Origin of the sequence: Caballeronia sp. AZ10_KS36 (assembly GCF_023631105.1) — a bacterium.
Lineage (GTDB): Bacteria > Pseudomonadota > Gammaproteobacteria > Burkholderiales > Burkholderiaceae > Caballeronia.
Window position 1 is genome coordinate 13,609 of the sequence record NZ_JALQDQ010000038.1, and the last position, 17,701, is coordinate 31,309.

The following is a 17,701-nucleotide window of genomic DNA, read 5'->3' on the forward strand; positions in this document are numbered from 1 at the left end:
CCATGCAGAATAGCCCGCCTCCCGTTCTCTCCGCGCAGCACGGCAGCCTGCGTCTCTTGACACTCAATCGCGCCGACAAGCTCAACGCATTCACGCCAGAGATGCTGGCTTTGCTCTCTGCCAGCATCGAAGAAGCCCTCGCCGACGATGCGACGCGCGTGATCGCGATCACCGGCAGCGGGGCCAAGGCCTTCGCCGCGGGCAACGATATCGAGCGCCTCGTCTCTCTCGATGGCGTCGCCGCCTATCGCGACATGGTGGCCGGCCAGCGCGCGCTGCTGCGCCTGCACGATTGCGCGAAGCCGACCATCGCGATGGTCAACGGCTATGCGCTCGGCGGCGGCTTCGAACTGGCGCTTGCGTGCGACTTCATCGTGGCCTCGACCAACGCGAGCTTCGCGTTCCCGGAAATCACGCTCAACACGATGCCCGGCTGGGGCGGCACGCAACTCGCCGTCGCCAAGATGGGGCTCGCGTGCGCCAAACGCTTCGTCATGAGCGGCAGGCGCTTCTCCGCGCAGGAATGCGAGGCGTACGGCTTCATTCACGGGCTCGCGGCTCCTGACGATCTCTTCGATGCCGTGCAGTCCTTGGCCGCGACGCTCGCTTCCTACGATCCGTTCGCAATCGAAATGTCGAAGCGGGCCCTGAACCGCGCGAACGAGTTGCCCTTGTCGGCGGGACTCGATTTCGAAGCCGCGCAATACGCAGTGAACTTTTCGAGCGAGGGCGCGCGGGCTGGGCTGCGGCAATTCCTCGAACGCCAGTCCGCGCGACGCACGGCCCGAACCCACCTCGCACCGGTCACGCCATGACGACAACGCTCAATCAACCACACTGGCTCGGCGAACAGCACACGATGATCCGCGAAGCGGTGCGACGCTTTGCGGAAAACGAAGTCGCACCGCAGTCGGAATCGCTCTGGGAGGACGAGGGGTTTCCGTATGCGCTCTGGCGGCATGCCTGCGAACTCGGCTTCACCGGTTTGCCGTATCCGGACGCGTTCGGCGGCGGCGGTGGCGACTGGCTCTCCTTCGTGATCGTGCTCGAAGAAATGGCCCGCGTGGATTGCGCGGTCGCCAATGCGCTGATGGCGAATTCCACGGTCGCGAGCCTGCTGAACAACTACGGCACCACCGAACAGAAAGCGCGCTATTTGCGGCCCATTCTCGACGGCACGCAGATCGGTTCCATCGGTCTTTCCGAGCCCGACGCAGGTTCGGATGCGGCAAACATCGGCACGCGGGCGGTGTTCGACGGCGAGCAGTGGATCATCGACGGCGCGAAGACCTTCATCAGCAATTCGGGCACGGAGATAGGCGGGCCGACGGTGATCGCGGCGGCGACGGGCACGCGACCCGACGGCCGCAAGGAGATCTCCAATTTCATCGTGCCGCAGGGGACGCCGGGCTTCAGCAAGGGACGCAAGCTGCGCAAGATCGGCTGGCGCGCATCCATTACGCATGAACTGTTCTTCGACCGCTGCGCCATTCCGGCGAATCAGCTTCTCGGCGAACGCGGCGCGGGGCTGCGTCAGACGCTGGCGCAGATCAGCACCGGGCGCATTCTTATCGGCGCGCTTGCACTGGGCATCCTGCAAGGGTCGCTGGAACGCTCGATGGCCTATATGAAGGAGCGGCGCGCGTTCGGGCGCGCCATCGCCGAGTTTCAGGGCCTTCAGTTCAAGGTTGCCGACATGGCCACCGATGCCCATGCCGCGCGTCTCATGCTCTACGACGCCGCCGCGCTCAAGGATGCCGGCTTGCCGTTCGACGCGCAGGCTTCGCAGGCCAAGCTCTTCGCCACCGAACACGCGATGAAGGCCGCGCATCAGGCGGTGCAGATTCACGGCGGATACGGCGTGATGGCCGAGTTCGCGGTCGCCCGCGCATTCGGCGATGCGAAGGTCCTCGAAATCGTCGAAGGCACATCGGAAATACAACGCATGATCATCGCGCGCACGCTGCTCGCGTGAACGCGCTTCGGAACCGAGGGGAACGTTATGCTGGAAGGCATCAAGGTATTGAGCTTCACGCACTTCTTGCAAGGGCCCGCCGCCGTGCAAATGCTCGCCGACGTGGGCGCGGATGTCATCAAGATCGAGCCGCCGGGCGGCGCATTCGAACGCGGCTGGACCGGCGCGGATGCCTTCGTCGAAGGCGTGAGCGTGTTCTTTCTGCTCGGCAACCGCAATCAACGAAGCATCTCGCTCGATTTGCGCGAGCAATCCGCACGCGAGATCGTGTGGCGTCTGATCCGCGAAGCGGATGTGCTCATCGAAAACTATCGGCCCGGCGTGCTGGACAAGATGGGCTTCGGTTACGCGCAGGTGCATGAGGTCAATCCGCGCCTCGTCTACTGCTCGTGCACGGGATACGGTTCCTCGGGTCCGTATCTGAAGCGTCCGGGGCAGGACTTGCTCCTTCAGGCGATGAGCGGCATGACCATGCTCTCCGGCGATGCAGAGTCGCCGCCCACGCCGGTCGGTTCGGCGATCGTCGATCAGCATGCCGCCGCGCTCGCCGCATTCGGCGTAGTGGCCGCGTTGCAGGCGCGCGAGCGGACCGGCGTGGGCACGCGAGTGGAGAGTAATCTGCTCAACGCGGCGCTCGATCTGCAGATCGAGCCCTTCACGTACTACATGAACAAGGGGCCGCTGTGGGCGCGCACGCATCCGCCGACCGGCAGCCGCTTTCATCCGGCGCCCTATGGCGTGTATCAGACGCGCGACGGCTACATCGCGATGTCGCTCACGCCTGTGCAGAAGCTCGCGGGCGCATTGTCGTGTCCCGCCCTCGCGGAGTTCACGCATCCGAAGGATAACGTCCGGCGCCGCGAGGAAATCAATCGCCTTGTCTACGACACGCTCAAGACGCGCACGACAGCAGAGTGGATGCATACGTTCGAGGAACACGACATCTGGTTCGCGCCCGTCAACGACTACGAACAGGTCGAGCACGATCCGCAGGTCTTGCACAATCAGATGATCGTGTCGTTCGAGCATGAGCAGGCGGGGCCCGTGCGGGTGCTCGCGCATCCGGTCCGCTATGACGGCGAGACGCCGCCCTTGCGCCGTCATCCGCCGAAACAGGGACAACATACCCGCGAAGTGCTCGCGGAACTGGGTTACACGCCGCAAGAGATCGACGCCTATGTCGAGGGCGGCATTGCGTTGACATCGAGGAGAGAAGCATGAGCGCACAACCGAACAACTGGCCGGCGCTCCTGCGCTTCGAGGATGTCGAGATCGGCCGCACGCAGGTGATCGTGCATACGGTGACAGAAGCGGAAGTGAACGCGTTCGGACGTCTGTCCGGGGATCTGAACCCACTGCACATGGAAGATGCGTTCGCCGAATGCTCGCCCTTCGGACGGCGCGTGGTGCATGGGCTGTTGACGGCCGCGCTCGTGTCGGCAGCCCACACGGAACTCACGGGCCCGGGCTTCGCTTACGTCGGGCAGGAACTGCGCTTTCTCGGACCGGTTTATATCGGCGATACGGTGACGATCAACGTGTGCGTCGTCGAGAAGAAGCCGGCAAAGCGCATCCTCGTTATGGATACGACCGTTCGAAACCAGCAGGGACGTGTGGTGCTGAGCGGCCTTTCCGCGCTGAAGGAACTGCGCTTCGACCAGGCGCTGATGGCCCGCAATCTCGCCGCATGACCTCCGCAGCGCACCTTGCATGGTGTAAATGCCAGTAACGTCGACGGTCACTGTACCGCTACACTTCGTGCAGTGGCCCGCGATTTTCGGGCAGGCTGGCAGGCGCGGGACACAGCGCCGCCAACAGGGAGGAGACAGTTGGATACCGCTTGTTGTTGCCACGTTCCGGTCATCAGGATCGAGGACTACGAATACGGCGCGCACGTCAAGACGCCGGACTTTCACCTCGCGCCCATCGAGGCGCTGAAATCGACGCTCGTCTATCCGCATCGGCACGACTTCTATCATGTGATGTGGGTGATCGTCGGCAGCGGCTCGCACGTGATCGATTCCGTGCGCTACGAAGTCCGCCCCAATACGCTCTACTTCATGACGCCGGGGCAGATTCACGATCTGGATCTCTCCGCCGACACGCTCGGTTATTCGATCAGCTTCTCGTCCGAGTTCTTCGCGTTTCGCGTGCAGAACCGCCACACCGAAACCGAGGTGCCTGTCTACAACTTCGAACAGCTCGGTGCGTGCCTGCATCTGAACGATGCGCAGGTCCGCGAACTCTCGCGCGTGATGGACGGAATCCGCGAGGAGTATCGCGATGAGCAAATCGGCTACACGGACGCGATCTGGGCCTGGCTGCATGTATTCCTGATCAAGGTGGCGCGCATGTGCGACGCCGCCGCCATGCGCGACGCCGCAGCCTCGCGCAGCGTGCTGCTCTCGCGCCGCTTCAAGAGCCTGCTGGAGAAGCACTTTCGTTCGGTGAACGAAGCATCCGACTATGCGCGCCTCCTGAACGTGACCGAACGGGCTCTGAACGAGGCAACGCGGCAAGCACTCGGCAGCACCGCGCCCAAACTCATTCGGGAACGCGTGATGCTCGAGGCCAAGCGTTTGCTGCTTCACTCGGAAGTGAATGTGGCGGAGATCGCCGCCATGCTGTCTTTCGACGATCCCGCTTATTTCAGCCGCTGTTTTCGCAAGCACACAGGCCGCTCACCGATCGACTACCGGCGCAGCCTCGACAAGCTGCATATCTGATTCGTCGTGCGCCGCCTGAGTGCCGAAATGTCCAACAGTTCACGCGTTTCATCCTAACGCCGTCGCGCAGGCTCTTTTTAGAATCGTCCTGCGCATGACGAACTCAAGGAGACACCGTGTCGAACGCAACGAATCCGATGGCTCTATCCGAGGAACAGATCAGGCTGTTTCGCGAAACGCTAGACAAGACTGCACAGAAAGTCGCCGCCGACGAACTCACGTTCGGCGTCGAATTCCCGCAAGTCACCGGTCCCGACGGGCAATGGGTACGTCTGCCCGCCTCGCTTTCCGCGGGCTATGACGGCGACGCGTGGAGCCACGGCAACTGGTTCTGCGGCTTCTGGGTCGGGCTTCTGCTGACGTCGTATCTGCATACCGGCGAGGCACGGTTCCTCGAATGGGCGCGTGCCCGCATGCTGCTCGTCGGGCAGCGTGCGCAAGATCCGAATACGCACGATATCGGCTTCATATTCGATAGCAGCGCCGTGCCGGGGCATCACATCACCGGCGACGAATGGTTCGCGGACCTGGCGCTCGAAGCCGCCGACAAGCTGCGCGCGCGGCTCGTGACGACTCGCGACGGCGCCTATCTCGCGTCATGGGGACCGCTGTCGGATCCGCGTGGCCGAAGCGCATCGGCGATCGACACCATGGCGAATCTGTCGCTGCTCTACTGGGCCGCGAATCATGCCGACGACGGCAGCTACCGGCAAGCCGCCGATGCGCACGCCGAGATGACCGCCCGCGCCTTCGTGCGCGATGACGACTCCACTTACCACGCCGTCGAATACGACGTGGAAAGCGGCGCGCGCAAACGCGGCTATACGTTTCAGGGCGCCTTCGACGAATCCGCGTGGAGCCGAGGTCAGGCATGGGCGATTTACGGTTACGTCAACTCTGCGCGCGAAACCGGCAAGCGCAAGTACCTCGACCTCGCCGAACGTCTTGCCGATTACTATCTGCGTCGCCTGGAAGGGCGTCAGGTGCCGCCGTGGGACTTCGACGCCCGAGGCCGCGATGCCGAAATCAAGGACACCGCAGCCGCTGCGGTGGTTGCATCGGCGCTGCTCGAGATGGCGCGTCTGCATCCGGATGCGCAGGTCGGCGCAAAGTGGCATCGCCACGGCACCGCAATGCTCGAAGCATTGTGCCGCGAAGAATTCACGAAGGATGGCCAACACGGCTTGCTGCATAACTCGTGCTATTCGAAGCCGCATAACATCGGCGTGGATGGCGCGACCATGTTCGGCGATTTCTTCTTCGTCGAAGCGCTCTGCCGTGCCGTGCATCCGGGCAAGCTGCGGCCGCTCGATGACGCGCGCATTGCGCTTGCCTGAGCTTCACGCGTTCCGCTTCGAAAGGCCGGCATGGGACCATGCCGGCTTCATTGCACTACCGACTCCTTAGGATACCTACTCACCAGCCGACATTAGTAACCGCGAGTCCCTTCAACTGACTCGCATCACTCCGATATGCGTTTGAAGCTCGCGTAGTAATCGTCGGTGTAGTAGCACTCGCTGGTCTGTTTGCGCGGGCCGCCGCACACGATGCGGCGTTGCCCTCGATCCGTCGAGCCTGGCGTGCGGACGGTGTAGGCGTGGTAGTACCCACGCGGCTGCTGCGGCAGCAACGCCGCGCTATTGCGGAAGAGCACGCCGTCATCTCGATACGGGAACGGGCCGCCCGCTTTGATCAGACGCAATGTGTCGGCGGCTTCGCCCGGCAACTGCGCCTTCGCGACGGCAGGCAATGCGCCTCGCTCCTGCGGGCCCGACGCGGCCTGCGCGCCGCTCGCGGCGCCAGCTTGTGCAGGCGCCTGGCTGGCGCTTGCACCGTTTTCCTGGGTTGCGTTCTGCGAGCCGCTCTTGTTGCATCCGCCAAGCACGGCGCTCAAGGCGAACAAGCAGGGGTAGATCCACGCGCGTTTGACCAAGCCGTTGTCTCCGGTTGACCTGCATTCGACGACCGCGAACCGTTCAAGCATATCGCTAGTGGCCGAGTGCAGCAATCGAAGCTATGCAATCTTCGACGCAGACGCGGACGCGATCACTTCATGCCTCCTGTTCCTTCGACATCGCGGGAAAGTAACGCGATACGCTGGCAGAATCGAGGGAAGAAGGTATGAGCAGACGCGGCCTCAATCCTTGCACCGCAGCAATGACTGGAACCGCGCGATAAGCCTCAAAACAAGCGCCATTCGCGCGCAACAACGAACGTTTCAAAGGAGCCGCCCCATGCTGTCGAAAGAAACCAGTTACGAAGCTGCGGTTGAGGGCTTTCACTGGGCCATTCCCGAGCACTACAACATCGGCGTGGACGTATGCGACAAATGGGCGGCCTCGCGTCCCGACGACACGGCTTTGATCCACGAACATCGCGACGGCAGCATCGAACGAATGACCTTCGCGGAATTGCGAAGCCAGAGCAATCGGGCCGCCCACTGCTTTCGTGCGCATGGCATCGTGCAGGGCAGTCGGGTCGCGATCCTGATCGCGCAATCGCCGCAGACGGCCATCGCGCATATCGCTGCTTTCAAGCTCGGCGCGATCTCGGTGCCGTTGTTTGCGCTCTTCGGCGAGGAAGCGCTGGAGTTTCGCCTGCGTGACAGCGGAGCCAGCGTGCTCGTGACCGATGCCGCAGGCGCGCGAAAAATCGCAGGCATTCGCGACCGGTTGCCCGCGCTGCGCACGGTCTTCGTGACAGGCGCGCAGCCCGAAGCGAGCGGCGCAATCGAGAACTTCGACACGGCGCTCGCCGCGCAAACCGACACCTTCGAGCCGGTGGCGACAAGAGCCGATGACCCCGCCGTCATCATCTATACGTCCGGCACTACAGGCAAGCCGAAGGGCGCGTTACATGCGCATCGCGTGTTGCTCGGTCATCTTCCGGGCGTCGAGATGTCGCATGGCGGGTCGATCAGTCAGACCGACACGTTCTGGACGCCCGCGGACTGGGCATGGATCGGCGGCCTGCTCGATGTCCTTCTACCCGCGCTGCACCACGGCGCGACCGTTGTTTCGCATCGCTTCGACAAGTTCAGTGCAAGCGCGGCGTTCGATCTGATGAGCTGTCACCGCGTGACGCACGTATTCCTGCCGCCGACCGCGCTCAAGATGCTGCGTACCGAAAAGGCGCCGCGCGAGCGATGGAACCTGCGGCTCTGCTCCGTCGCAAGCGGAGGCGAATCGCTAGGCACCGAGCTTCTGACATGGGGCCGCGAAGCACTCGGCATCACCATCAACGAGTTCTACGGTCAGACCGAATGCAACATGGTCGTCTCGTCGTGCGGCAACTGGTTTCCGGCCCGGCCCGGCGCAATCGGACGCGCGGCGCCGGGGCATGACGTGCGCGTGGTGAACGACCAAGGCGTCGTGCAGCCGGTCGATGAGATCGGCAACATCGCCATCAAGGCGCCGGACCCCGTCATGTTCCTGGGCTACTGGAACAATCCTGCGGCGACAGCCGAGAAATTTGCGGGCGACTATCTGCTCACGGGCGATCTGGGCTGCATGGACCGCGACGGTTTCATCCACTACGTGGGCCGCAACGACGACGTCATCACGAGCGCGGGCTATCGCATCGGGCCGGGACCGATCGAAGATTGCCTGCTCGGCCATCCCGCTGTTCGGCTGGTGGCCGTCGTAGGCGTACCGGATGCCGAGCGGACCGAGATCGTCAAAGCGTGCGTCGTCCTGAGCGACGGCTTCTCACCGAGCGACGAACTGACTCGCGAACTGCAGGACCATGTGCGCACGCGTCTCGCCGCGCACGAATATCCGCGCTCGATCGAATATCGCGAATCGCTTCCGATGACATCGACCGGAAAGCTCATCAGGCGCGAGCTGAGAGACAGCTAACCGTTCACGCGACGACGGCGCGGTGCATGGGCGCTGCCTCGCGCAGCCGCCTTTGCTTGCGGCGAAAGCCACACCGGTTCCGCGAGGTGCGCAGCGAGAAAATCGGCAAGCGCCGTCACTCTCGCAGGACGCGCCCGTGCCGATGGCGTGACGAAGTACAGGCCGCCCCGGGTCAGGTGCCAGTCGGTCAGAATCGCTTCCAGCCGCCCGTCGGCGAGGTATTCGCCCGCGATGAATTCGGGCAGTTCCGCGATGGCGAGTCCATCGAGCAGAGTCGGCAGCAGCGCATCCGAATTCGTGACGCGCAACGGGCCGACCGGCGTGACCGGTTCCTCGTCGCCCGCGTCGTTCACGAAGCGCCAGACTTCGGTGCCCGCGCGGTAGGCGTACGAGAGGCACGGCCGGCCGATCAGATCGCGCGGATGCGTCGGCCGGCCGAAGCGTTCGAGATACTCCGGCGATGCAACGAGCAACTGCGACACCGCGCACAGCCGCCTTGCCACGAGCGAGGAATCGGGCAACGCGGCGATCCTGAGCGCCGCATCGAAGCCTTGCGCGACGATATCGACCGTCGCATCCGACAAATGCAGGTCCAGCGATATGTCGGGAAAGGTGCGCAGGAAGGTGGGCAGCAATGGCGCGAGCCAGCGCACGCCGAACGACATGGGCACGGCCAGACGAATGAGCCCGCGCGGCTGCACCGACATCTCTCGCGCGGCGTTCTCCGCCTCCTCTGCCTGCCGATAAAGGTCGCCGGCCTTCTCCGCGATCGTGCCGCCGAATTCCGTCAGCGCAAGCTGGCGCGACGTGCGATTGAAAAGCCGTGCGCCGAGCCGCTCCTCCAGCCTCGCCACGCCGCGCGAGACGGTCGCGACCGACACGCCCATCGTCCGCGCCGCCGCCGCGAACGAGCCCTCTTCGGCGACCTTCGCGAACATCGCCAGCCCTTCGAAATCGGGGAGCTTCGTCATTTCATTCCTGCAATGATGGTTTGCAGCCCAGTCTATTTCGAAACGACGCGTGCGTCGATATTCTCCTCACATCGCTTAACGAAAACGGATAGGGAAAACATCATGGCACGCAAACTCGAAGGCAAGATCGCTCTCGTTACCGGCGCAACCAGCGGCATCGGCCTCGCCACCGCCAAGCGCTTCGCCGCGGAAGGCGCTCACGTCTATATCACCGGCCGTCGTCAGGCCGAACTCGACGCGGCAGTCGCCGCGATCGACAACGCCACGGGCGTTCGCGTCGATTCGTCGAAGCTCGACCAGCTCGACGCGCTGTATGAGCAGATTCGCGGCGAGAAAGGCCGGCTCGACGTGCTGTTCGCGAACGCAGGCGGCGGCTCCATGTCGCCGCTCGGCGAGATCACCGAGGAGCACTATCACGACACGTTCGACCGCAATGTGAAGGGCACGCTCTTCACCGTGCAGAAGGCGCTGCCCTTGTTGTCGAAAGGCGCATCGGTGATTCTGGCCGGGTCGACGGCGGCCAGCGAAGGCACGGCGGCATTCAGCGTGTATTCGGCGTCGAAGGCGGCGGTTCGCAACTTCGCCCGCAGCTGGATTCTCGACCTGAAGGATCGCGGCATCCGCGTGAACACCATCAGTCCCGGCGCGACGAAGACGCCCGGCCTCGTCGACCTCGCGGGCCCGGATGCCGCGCAGCAGCAAGGCTTGCTGGACTACCTCGCGTCGCGCATTCCGATGGGCCGCGTCGGCGACCCGAACGAAATCGCTGCCGCTGCGCTCTTCCTCGCTTCGGACGATGCGAGCTTCGTCAACGGCGCCGAACTCTTCGTCGACGGCGGACAGGCGCAAGTGTGAGTGAGTGTGAGTGAGTCTGAGTGAGTGTGAGCGGCATGAAGGCTGCGGCGCGAAAGCGCCGCGGCCTTTTAGTCATTTCCGCTCAACGAGAAAGCCGCGCGATCTCCGGCGGCTAGTGAGTATCGCAGTGTGTGATCGACGGGCGAACGCCGGCATCGCGCATTGAATCCGACGACGCCGGCGCATGACGGCTAATGCCACTTCGCGTTCTTATGACGCCTGCGGCCGACCGCGTCCCATAGCTTTTTGGCCTGCTTCTGCACGGAGCCTGAATGATCCTCGTGATGAGGCTCCGCGTCGCCGGCATGACCGACCGTGACGCCCCGCCTGGCGCGCCTGAACAGTTCGACGATTTTCATCGCGACCTCCTTTCGCGGCAAAGACACCGCGAATAAAGTGTACTCGGCTGCGCATGGCTTTGAAATGCGCGAACGCGCGGTATCGGCCGACCGTGACTTCGAGCCTGAAAGAGCGATGCGCTACTATCACGCAAGGCGTATAACGCTGCGCCTCACGCTCGCGCATGCAGCGCACGATGCTGTCCTTTCACGAACGCCCGTACACATTCAGGGGAAGTCAGTCGATGCGACGTGTCGTCTTCAATCAAAAGGGTGGCGTAGGCAAGTCCACTATCGTCTGTAATCTGGCGGCGATCAGCGCGTCGCGCGGTTTGCGCACGCTCGTCGTCGATCTCGATCCGCAAGGCAACGCGAGCCAGTATCTGCTCGGCGGCGCGGCGCTCGACGCGCATCCTAACCTCGCGAGCTTCTTCGAATCGGCGCTGAGTTACAGCTTTCGCGAGCCCGCGTTCGACTCGTTCATTCATGCGACGCCGTTCGAAAATCTGGATATCGTGCCGTCGCATCCGAGTCTCGACACGCTCCAAAGCAAGCTGGAATCGCGCTACAAGATTTATAAGCTGCGCGACGCGCTCAAGGGCCTGTCGAATTACCACGCCGTGTATATCGACACGCCGCCCGCGCTCAACTTCTTCACGCGCTCGGCGCTGATTGCCGTCGAACGCTGTCTCGTTCCGTTCGATTGCGACGACTTCTCGCGTCGCGCGCTGTATTCGGTGCTGGAGAACGTGCAGGAAATCCGGCACGACCACAATCCCGATCTGAAGGTCGAGGGCATCGTCATCAATCAGTTTCAGCCGCGCGCCAGTCTGCCGCAAAAGCTCGTCGATGAACTTCGCGCCGAAGATCTGCCCGTGCTCGCTTCGCACATTTCGTCGTCGGTGAAAATTCGCGAGAGCCATCAGCACGCGCGGCCGATGATCTACCTCGAACCGCGCCACAAGCTCGCGCAGGAATACGTCGCGCTGCACGACGAACTGAACGGCTGACGCGATACCCCGGCAGCCGCTCGCTCACGCCGTATGCGGCACAGCCCCGGCGTGTTGCGCGGCGACCGTTCCGACATTGCCTGCACCGCTTCCCAAGACCGAGAGCCCGCAAACCTGCTCGGGCGCGACGGGCTTGCTCAATAGATAGCCCTGCACGAAGTCGCATTGCGCGTCGCGCAGGAGCCGCAACTGCGGCGGATATTCCACGCCCTCCGCCGTGGCGGTGACGCCGAGCGCATGCGATAGCTGAATGATGCCGCGCACGATCTTGTGAATGGCGAAATCGCTCTCCAGCCGCGCGATGAACGAGCGGTCGATCTTGAGCGTATCGGGCGAGAAGTCCGCGAGGTAGCGCAAGCTCGAATAGCCGGTTCCGAAATCGTCGATGGCGATGCGCACGCCCAGTTCCTTCAGCGCCCGCAGCGTGCGTTGCGCGAGCTCCGGGTTCTCCATCAATGCGCTTTCGGTCAATTCGAGTTGCAGACTCGACGCCGGCAGCCCGTGCCGTCGCAGCGCGGTGTTGACGACATCGACGATCGCCGCATCGCGCAGCTGACGCGCGGAGACGTTGACCGACACGCCGAGCCCATGGGCGCCGCTTTGGCGCCACTGCGCAAGCTGCCGCAACGCCTCGTCCATCACCCACGCGCCGACCTCGTTAATAAAGCCGCTTTCTTCGAGGATCGGAATGAACACGTCCGGCGGCACGAGCCCATGCGCGGGATGTCGCCAGCGAATCAGCGCCTCGACGCTGCACATTTCGAGCGAATGCGGCTGATAAATCGGCTGATAGTGCAGCACGAACTGGTTGGCGGCGAGCGCAGCGGGCACGTCGCGCTCCAGCCTGAAATCGACGATCCGGCCCGTCGCGACCTGATCGGCGAAGCGGAAGCCGTTGCGCCCGGCTTTCTTGGCCGCATACATCGCAATGTCGGCGCTCGTCAGCAGCGTTTCGTGGTCCGCGCCGTTCTCCGGAAACACGGAAATGCCGATGGACGCCGTGACGAAGGTGCCCGCGGGCGTCGGCTCGCCCGTTCGCCGCAGCGCGCCGAGAATGCTTTTCGCGATGCCGGCGAGATGATCCTTGTCTTGCGCGTCGTCGATCAGCACGGCGAACTCATCGCCGCCGAGCCGCGCGAGGAAAGCGCCCGCCGGCAGCGACGCCTGAATGTCCTCGCTGAGCGACTTGAGCAGCCGGTCGGCCGCCGTATGACCGAGCGTATCGTTGAGCACCTTGAAGCGGTCGAGATCCACGAACATCAGAGCGAAGGTCGCATCCTGCCGGCAGCGTTCCTCGATGCCGCGCACGAGCGCGCCACGGTTGGCGAGGCCGGTGAGCGAATCGGTGTAGGCGAGCCGGTCCAGTTCGACGAGCCGTTCCTGCTCCGCCGTCACGTCCTCCGTCACGCCGATGACGCGCGCGACGTTTCCTGCTGCGTCGAGGATCGGATACGCGGTGCTCTGCACCCAGCGGATCTCGCCGCCGTTCGCGCGGATGCGGTACTGCGTGCGTCCACCGACCGACGTCTCGGCGAGCCGCTGCATCGCCGCCTGAACAAGCGGCCGGTCCTCGGGCAGCACGACGTCGATCCAGGCTTCCGGGCGCTCGCGAAGCGTGGACGCCGCGAGGCCGAACACGGACGCACAGCCCGCGCTGATGTGATGGAAATAGCTGAAGTCCGCGCTATAAGAATAGAAGCAAAGCCCGATATGCGCTTCCATCTCGGACATGAGCGCTTCTTTCGCTCGCAGGTCGGCGGCGAGTTCGGCTTCCTTCGTCACGTCGAGCGATGCGCACAGTACGCCGTAGATGCCCCCGCCGCCCTTTTCGACCGGTATGAGCCGCGATTGCCAGACCTTCGGCTCGCCGGCGGTCGTCGGGCACGTCCCCGTGAACGATGTCCGCGATCCTTGCAGCGCGCCATCGAAGGCGTCGCGCGCCGCCGATGCATCGCTGCCGGTCCAGAAGCCGAGCCAATCCGCGCCGGCGAGTTGTTCGGGGCCCGCCGCGCGCATGAGTTCGGCGCCGTACTCCGAGATCCGGAGCAGGCGGCCATCGGTGTCGAGCAGCTTGAGGCAGTCGCGATTGGCGTCGAGCAGCGCCTTGACGAGCGCGACGGTCGCGTCATGGCGCGCGGTCGCACCGAGCGCGCGCCGCAAGGCGAGCGTGCCGACGGCGACGGCGGCCACCGTGCCGGCGCACATCGCGCCGAGTGCCGAAGCGGACGCGAGCGTCAGATGCACGAGCGCATACGCGCCGACCGCCGCAAGAAGAGGCGCGAAGACGTCACGCCACGAGACGCCCGCGCGCTTCGCGCAGGCGTTCAGGAAGAACGACAGAAAACCCTGGTTCTGGGCAGAACCGTGGCCCGTTCGCGGCGCGCCGGTGGAGCCAGGGGCAGTGTGATGAGACATTGGCGTCACGAAGCGAGGGCTTGAAAGTGCGAGCGGCTGACGAGGCCGCGATAGAGATCATTTAGCTCTTGTTTACGTCTGGGCGCGAAAATGCTTTAGCGCGGTGCACCGCGCTTGTCGCCGGGGCGAGAAGAATTCGAAGCGCCGGGCTTGTGCATCGCGACGAGGGTCTCTATAATGCGCGGCTTCACAGGCTCGTAGCTCAGCTGGTTAGAGCACCACCTTGACATGGTGGGGGTCGTTGGTTCGAGTCCAATCGAGCCTACCAACGCATTCGCTTCAAAGAAAAATCGCCGCGTTCATCGCGGCGATTTTTTTTGTCCTTCGTTCGGCCATTCTGCCGTCAGTCGCAACGCTAGTCCCACATGTTCCGAAACGCCACCGCGGCGATCACGGGCACCGTGAGCACGAGCGGAATCGCGAAGTACGGCACTTCCAGATCCACCTTCCAGCTGTAGATCAGCCAGCCTAAGCCGAGCGCGAGCGTGGCGATCCCGACCAGTGCCGACAGCACATTGAGCGATCGCTTTGACAGGCGCCTGCGAGGCGCTTCCTTACTCGAAGTGGGTTCCATGATTGACGTGCTGCCATAGAGCGCGAGGCGGGTACTTCTGATTTTATACCGTCCGTAGTGACGCGGCGGCGGCGTGGAACCGCCAAGGCGAGCCTTATCCGCCGCAAGGGCCATCACGAAGCGACCGATCGCCCGCGCCCTGCCCGCGCATTGGCTGCCGCCGAATGCCGGCGCGCCGCGCGCTTGCGCATCCAGATGATGAGCCCGGTGGCGCTCAACACCGCCACCGCGATCCCGACCGCGCTGATTGCGATGCGTCCCGCGACGCCGATGATGCGCCCCGAATGCAGCGGAAACTGCGCCTGCATGAAGATGTCGCCCGCAGAGCCGCGCCCCGGAATCGACGAGCCCGCGAGCGTGCCCGTGTGGCCGTTGTAGTAGAGCCATGCGTTGCCGAGTCCGCCGTCGCCGTGGTCCTGTCCCGGCGCGAAGAAGCCGACGCCGTACGCTTGGAGCGTCGGCACGTAGTACAGCGCGCCCATTGGTGCGGCAATGTGCTCGCGCTTCGCGTCGCTCGCGGCGGCGGTCAGAATCTGCTCGCGCGTCGCGGGGGCGCGCCCCGCCGGGCCTGCACGCACGAGCGCAGTGTTTTCGGTGAACGACGGCGAGAGCGTCGAGAACAGCGAGACCACCGGACGCACGACCGGATCGCTCAGATTCATCGAAACGGACGTGAGCGCCACCATCACGAGCAGCGCCCAGATCCATACACCGCCGGAGCGATGCAGATCGAACGTGAGCGCGTATCCGCCGCGCCTGAAACGAAACGCGAGCGACTTGCGCCACGCCTTCACGCTCGGGAACGACAGCGCGAGCGCAATGCCACTATCGAAGAACCACACGATGCCGACGATGCCGAGCAGCCACGTTCCGACATCGAAGCCGCCCACGACCGGCAAATGCAGCGTGTAGTGCAGCTTGTAGAGGAACGGCATCAGGTCGATGCGCGCGAGCGACACCGCGCCCCACATCCTGCGCCCTTGCACCGCGCCCGTCGCGGGATCGACGGCGATCTGGTTGAAGTCGATCGCGTACGGCGCACCGGTCGACGGATTCGTGCGCGGCACGACCATCAGCTGCGCCGTGCGGCCCGGCTCGACGCCGAGCGGCAGATAGGTCACCTGAATGCGCGGATCGGCGGCCTCGACGCGCCGCGCCAGTTCGAGCGGCGCAAGCGGCGCGGCCCGAGTCTGCGCATGGAAGAAGGAGGGGTTGAGCCAGGCGTCGATTTCGTGATCCCACGCGATGATGGCGCCAGTCAACCCCGACACGAACAGAAACAGCGCGGTCGCCACGCCGAACCACCGATGCAGCCGCACGAGCACGCGCCTCATGCGGACGGTGCCTCGGTAACGGAAGAGCGTGCGGCTTCGGCCATATAAGGAGCTTGAGTAAATAGGAATTGTTCGCAATTGTAGCGGCGACCAGATGCGTGAGCAAGCCTTTCACGACACGAGCGCATGACATTCCGCGACACAAGTTGCGCGTGGTTTTTAACAAGGCCGATCGCTACAGTGCGCACATGCCTAACCCACCCACGGCGGAAAACATGGAAGCGGTCGGAAAGTTATCGGTGTATGTGCTCGTCATCGTGCTCGCGGCGTCGATGATCGAAGCAGTCTGGCTGAGCCGCAAACATAAGGGCACCGACAAGGCGTTCGCCTGGCATGAGGTGTGGATCTCGCTCGCCGATCTGATCGGCCGAAAGCTGCTCGCGTTCGTGCCGCTCTCGCTCGCGACGCCGTTCTTCGCGTTCGCGTGGGAGCACCGCATTCACACGGTCACGACCAACACGCCGCTGACCATCTTCCTGCTCTTTATCGGCATGGAGTTCTGCTATTACTGGTACCACCGCGCGTCGCACACGGTGCGCTTCTTCTGGGCGACGCATGCGGTCCATCATTCGCCGAACCAGTTGACGCTTTCATCGGCGTATCGGCTCGGCTGGACCTCGAAGATCACCGGCGCGGCGCTGTTCTTCACGCCGCTCGTGTGGTTCGGCCTCAAGCCGGAAGTGGTGCTCGCCGCGCTGTCGATCAACCTGCTCTATCAGTTCTGGCTGCACGCCACCTGGATTCCGAAGCTCGGCTGGCTGGAATACGTGTTCAACACGCCGTCTGCGCACCGCGTGCACCACGCATCGAACGCGGCGTATCTCGATGCGAACTTCGGAGGCGTGCTCGTCGTCTTCGACCGCCTGTTCGGCACATATGTCGAGGAACGCGCCGATGAGCCGTGCCGCTATGGCCTCACGACGCCGACCACGTCGCGCAATCCGGTCGTTGTTCAGACGGAGCACTGGGTGAGCCTCGCGAAAGACGTGTTTCACGCGAAGAGCGCGACTCAGGCAATCGGCTTTCTGCTTCGCCCGCCCGGCTGGCGTCCTGACGGCGAAGGGGAAACGACCGAAGCATTGCAGAAGCGCGCCAGAAGCGCCGGCAAAGCGATGGAAGCGTCCTGACTCCGCAACGTTGTGAAAGCACGAAGGCGAACGCATGGTTCGCCTCCGTGCCTTGCGCAATCAGAACGTGACGGTCTGATTGATGACTTGCTGGCCGTTCACGGTGATGACAGACGTGGCCGTGCCGGTCTGCGTGCTGGTGCCGCCGGACGGCGGCGTCGAGCCGCCAGCCGGGTAGGTGCCGCCGCTGCCGCCGCCGGTGGTTTTTGCGGCGCCGCCGGCAAGCTGTGCGTGAGCGAGTGCGTCGCGGTCGATTGTGTACATTGTGGTTATCCTCTTTCGATTGAGATGCACCGGTCACCGTGCGCAGGACGCGAGCGATTTCGCGCGTATCGGTTACGCGGAGCCGGTGATTGTCATCATATGTCGGCGGAGGTCTTGCGCGCTTCGTCAAAGGTCCTAATTATATTTTCCGAAAGGCATGCTTTGGCCGAGCAAACACTCGTATGAGCGCAATGGCTGACTCGTAGCACCGTTCGCGGTCCGACATCGGGCAGAAGATGCGTTAGCGTTGCACGT

The 17,701-nt window shown here is 63.8% G+C and carries 16 protein-coding genes, 1 tRNA gene and 1 pseudogene; 11 read left to right on the plus strand and 7 right to left on the minus strand.

Annotated elements, in window-relative coordinates:
• The first annotated feature begins 2 nt into the window (after nucleotides 1-2).
• The 6 genes from NCR35_RS24730 to NCR35_RS24755 all read left to right on the plus strand — a co-directional run bounded on the left by NCR35_RS24730 (nucleotide 3) and on the right by NCR35_RS24755 (nucleotide 6,038).
• Complete coding sequence (locus NCR35_RS24730; protein ID WP_250536561.1) at nucleotides 3-815, plus strand: enoyl-CoA hydratase/isomerase family protein; 813 nt, start codon at nucleotides 3-5, stop codon at nucleotides 813-815.
• Nucleotides 812-1,975 carry an acyl-CoA dehydrogenase family protein gene (locus NCR35_RS24735; protein ID WP_250536562.1) on the plus strand — a complete coding sequence of 388 codons (1,164 nt, stop codon included), beginning with the start codon at nucleotides 812-814 and terminating at the stop codon, nucleotides 1,973-1,975. The genes NCR35_RS24730 and NCR35_RS24735 overlap by 4 nt, the downstream gene beginning before the upstream one ends.
• A gap of 27 nt (nucleotides 1,976-2,002) precedes the next feature.
• Entirely contained in the window at nucleotides 2,003-3,196 is a 1,194-nt protein-coding gene (locus NCR35_RS24740) for a CaiB/BaiF CoA transferase family protein (RefSeq protein WP_250536563.1), read from the plus strand.
• Nucleotides 3,193-3,666: a MaoC family dehydratase gene (locus NCR35_RS24745; RefSeq protein ID WP_244849444.1), complete on the plus strand. Its 474-nt coding sequence runs from the start codon at nucleotides 3,193-3,195 to the stop codon at nucleotides 3,664-3,666. The genes NCR35_RS24740 and NCR35_RS24745 overlap by 4 nt, the downstream gene beginning before the upstream one ends.
• A 138-nt stretch (nucleotides 3,667-3,804) precedes the next feature.
• Nucleotides 3,805-4,701: a helix-turn-helix domain-containing protein gene (locus NCR35_RS24750; protein WP_250536564.1), complete on the plus strand. Its 897-nt coding sequence runs from the start codon at nucleotides 3,805-3,807 to the stop codon at nucleotides 4,699-4,701.
• A 116-nt stretch (nucleotides 4,702-4,817) separates the two neighbouring features.
• Nucleotides 4,818-6,038, plus strand: a complete 1,221-nt coding sequence (locus tag NCR35_RS24755; RefSeq protein ID WP_250536565.1) for a glycoside hydrolase family 88 protein — start codon at nucleotides 4,818-4,820, stop codon at nucleotides 6,036-6,038.
• Between the two features lie 125 nt (nucleotides 6,039-6,163).
• Here the strand turns inward: NCR35_RS24755 and NCR35_RS24760 are convergent, their stop codons facing one another.
• Entirely contained in the window at nucleotides 6,164-6,685 is a 522-nt protein-coding gene (locus NCR35_RS24760; protein WP_250536566.1) for a ribonuclease, read from the minus strand.
• Between the two features lie 250 nt (nucleotides 6,686-6,935).
• Here NCR35_RS24760 and NCR35_RS24765 point away from each other — a divergent pair, with 250 nt between their 5' ends.
• Nucleotides 6,936-8,558: an acyl-CoA synthetase gene (locus NCR35_RS24765; protein WP_250536567.1), complete on the plus strand. Its 1,623-nt coding sequence runs from the start codon at nucleotides 6,936-6,938 to the stop codon at nucleotides 8,556-8,558.
• Between the two features lie 56 nt (nucleotides 8,559-8,614).
• On the opposite strand, the pseudogene NCR35_RS24770 reads toward NCR35_RS24765, so the two are convergent.
• Nucleotides 8,615-9,529 (minus strand): annotated as a pseudogene (locus tag NCR35_RS24770) (LysR family transcriptional regulator); the annotation flags it as partial.
• Nucleotides 9,530-9,631: 102 nt separating this feature from the next.
• Here NCR35_RS24770 and NCR35_RS24775 point away from each other — a divergent pair.
• Complete coding sequence (locus NCR35_RS24775; protein WP_250536568.1) at nucleotides 9,632-10,384, plus strand: SDR family NAD(P)-dependent oxidoreductase; 753 nt, start codon at nucleotides 9,632-9,634, stop codon at nucleotides 10,382-10,384.
• A gap of 191 nt (nucleotides 10,385-10,575) precedes the next feature.
• Here NCR35_RS24775 and NCR35_RS24780 read toward each other — a convergent pair whose 3' ends face one another.
• Nucleotides 10,576-10,743: a hypothetical protein gene (locus NCR35_RS24780; RefSeq protein WP_250536569.1), complete on the minus strand. Its 168-nt coding sequence runs from the start codon at nucleotides 10,741-10,743 to the stop codon at nucleotides 10,576-10,578.
• A gap of 224 nt (nucleotides 10,744-10,967) precedes the next feature.
• Here NCR35_RS24780 and NCR35_RS24785 point away from each other — a divergent pair, with 224 nt between their 5' ends.
• A complete protein-coding gene (locus NCR35_RS24785; RefSeq protein ID WP_250536570.1) occupies nucleotides 10,968-11,732 on the plus strand; it encodes a ParA family protein in 765 nt (254 codons plus the stop codon).
• A gap of 24 nt (nucleotides 11,733-11,756) precedes the next feature.
• On the opposite strand, the gene NCR35_RS24790 is transcribed toward NCR35_RS24785, so the two are convergent.
• On the minus strand, nucleotides 11,757-14,147 hold the full coding sequence (locus NCR35_RS24790; RefSeq protein WP_250536571.1) for a putative bifunctional diguanylate cyclase/phosphodiesterase: 2,391 nt from the start codon (nucleotides 14,145-14,147) through the stop codon (nucleotides 11,757-11,759).
• A gap of 191 nt (nucleotides 14,148-14,338) precedes the next feature.
• Between NCR35_RS24790 and NCR35_RS24795 the strand changes: the two genes are divergently transcribed.
• Nucleotides 14,339-14,415 (plus strand) — tRNA-Val (locus NCR35_RS24795).
• Nucleotides 14,416-14,502: 87 nt separating this feature from the next.
• Here NCR35_RS24795 and NCR35_RS24800 read toward each other — a convergent pair.
• Entirely contained in the window at nucleotides 14,503-14,721 is a 219-nt protein-coding gene (locus NCR35_RS24800; RefSeq protein WP_244849450.1) for a hypothetical protein, read from the minus strand.
• A 113-nt stretch (nucleotides 14,722-14,834) separates the two neighbouring features.
• Nucleotides 14,835-16,055: a PepSY-associated TM helix domain-containing protein gene (locus NCR35_RS24805; RefSeq protein ID WP_250536572.1), complete on the minus strand. Its 1,221-nt coding sequence runs from the start codon at nucleotides 16,053-16,055 to the stop codon at nucleotides 14,835-14,837.
• A 215-nt stretch (nucleotides 16,056-16,270) separates the two neighbouring features.
• Between NCR35_RS24805 and NCR35_RS24810 the strand changes: the two genes are divergently transcribed.
• Nucleotides 16,271-17,182 (plus strand): sterol desaturase family protein, encoded by a 912-nt coding sequence (locus NCR35_RS24810; RefSeq protein WP_250536573.1) that lies wholly within the window; start codon nucleotides 16,271-16,273, stop codon nucleotides 17,180-17,182.
• Nucleotides 17,183-17,242: 60 nt separating this feature from the next.
• Here the strand turns inward: NCR35_RS24810 and NCR35_RS24815 are convergent, their stop codons facing one another.
• Entirely contained in the window at nucleotides 17,243-17,446 is a 204-nt protein-coding gene (locus NCR35_RS24815) for a hypothetical protein (protein WP_250536574.1), read from the minus strand.
• Between the last annotated feature and the right edge of the window lie 255 nt (nucleotides 17,447-17,701).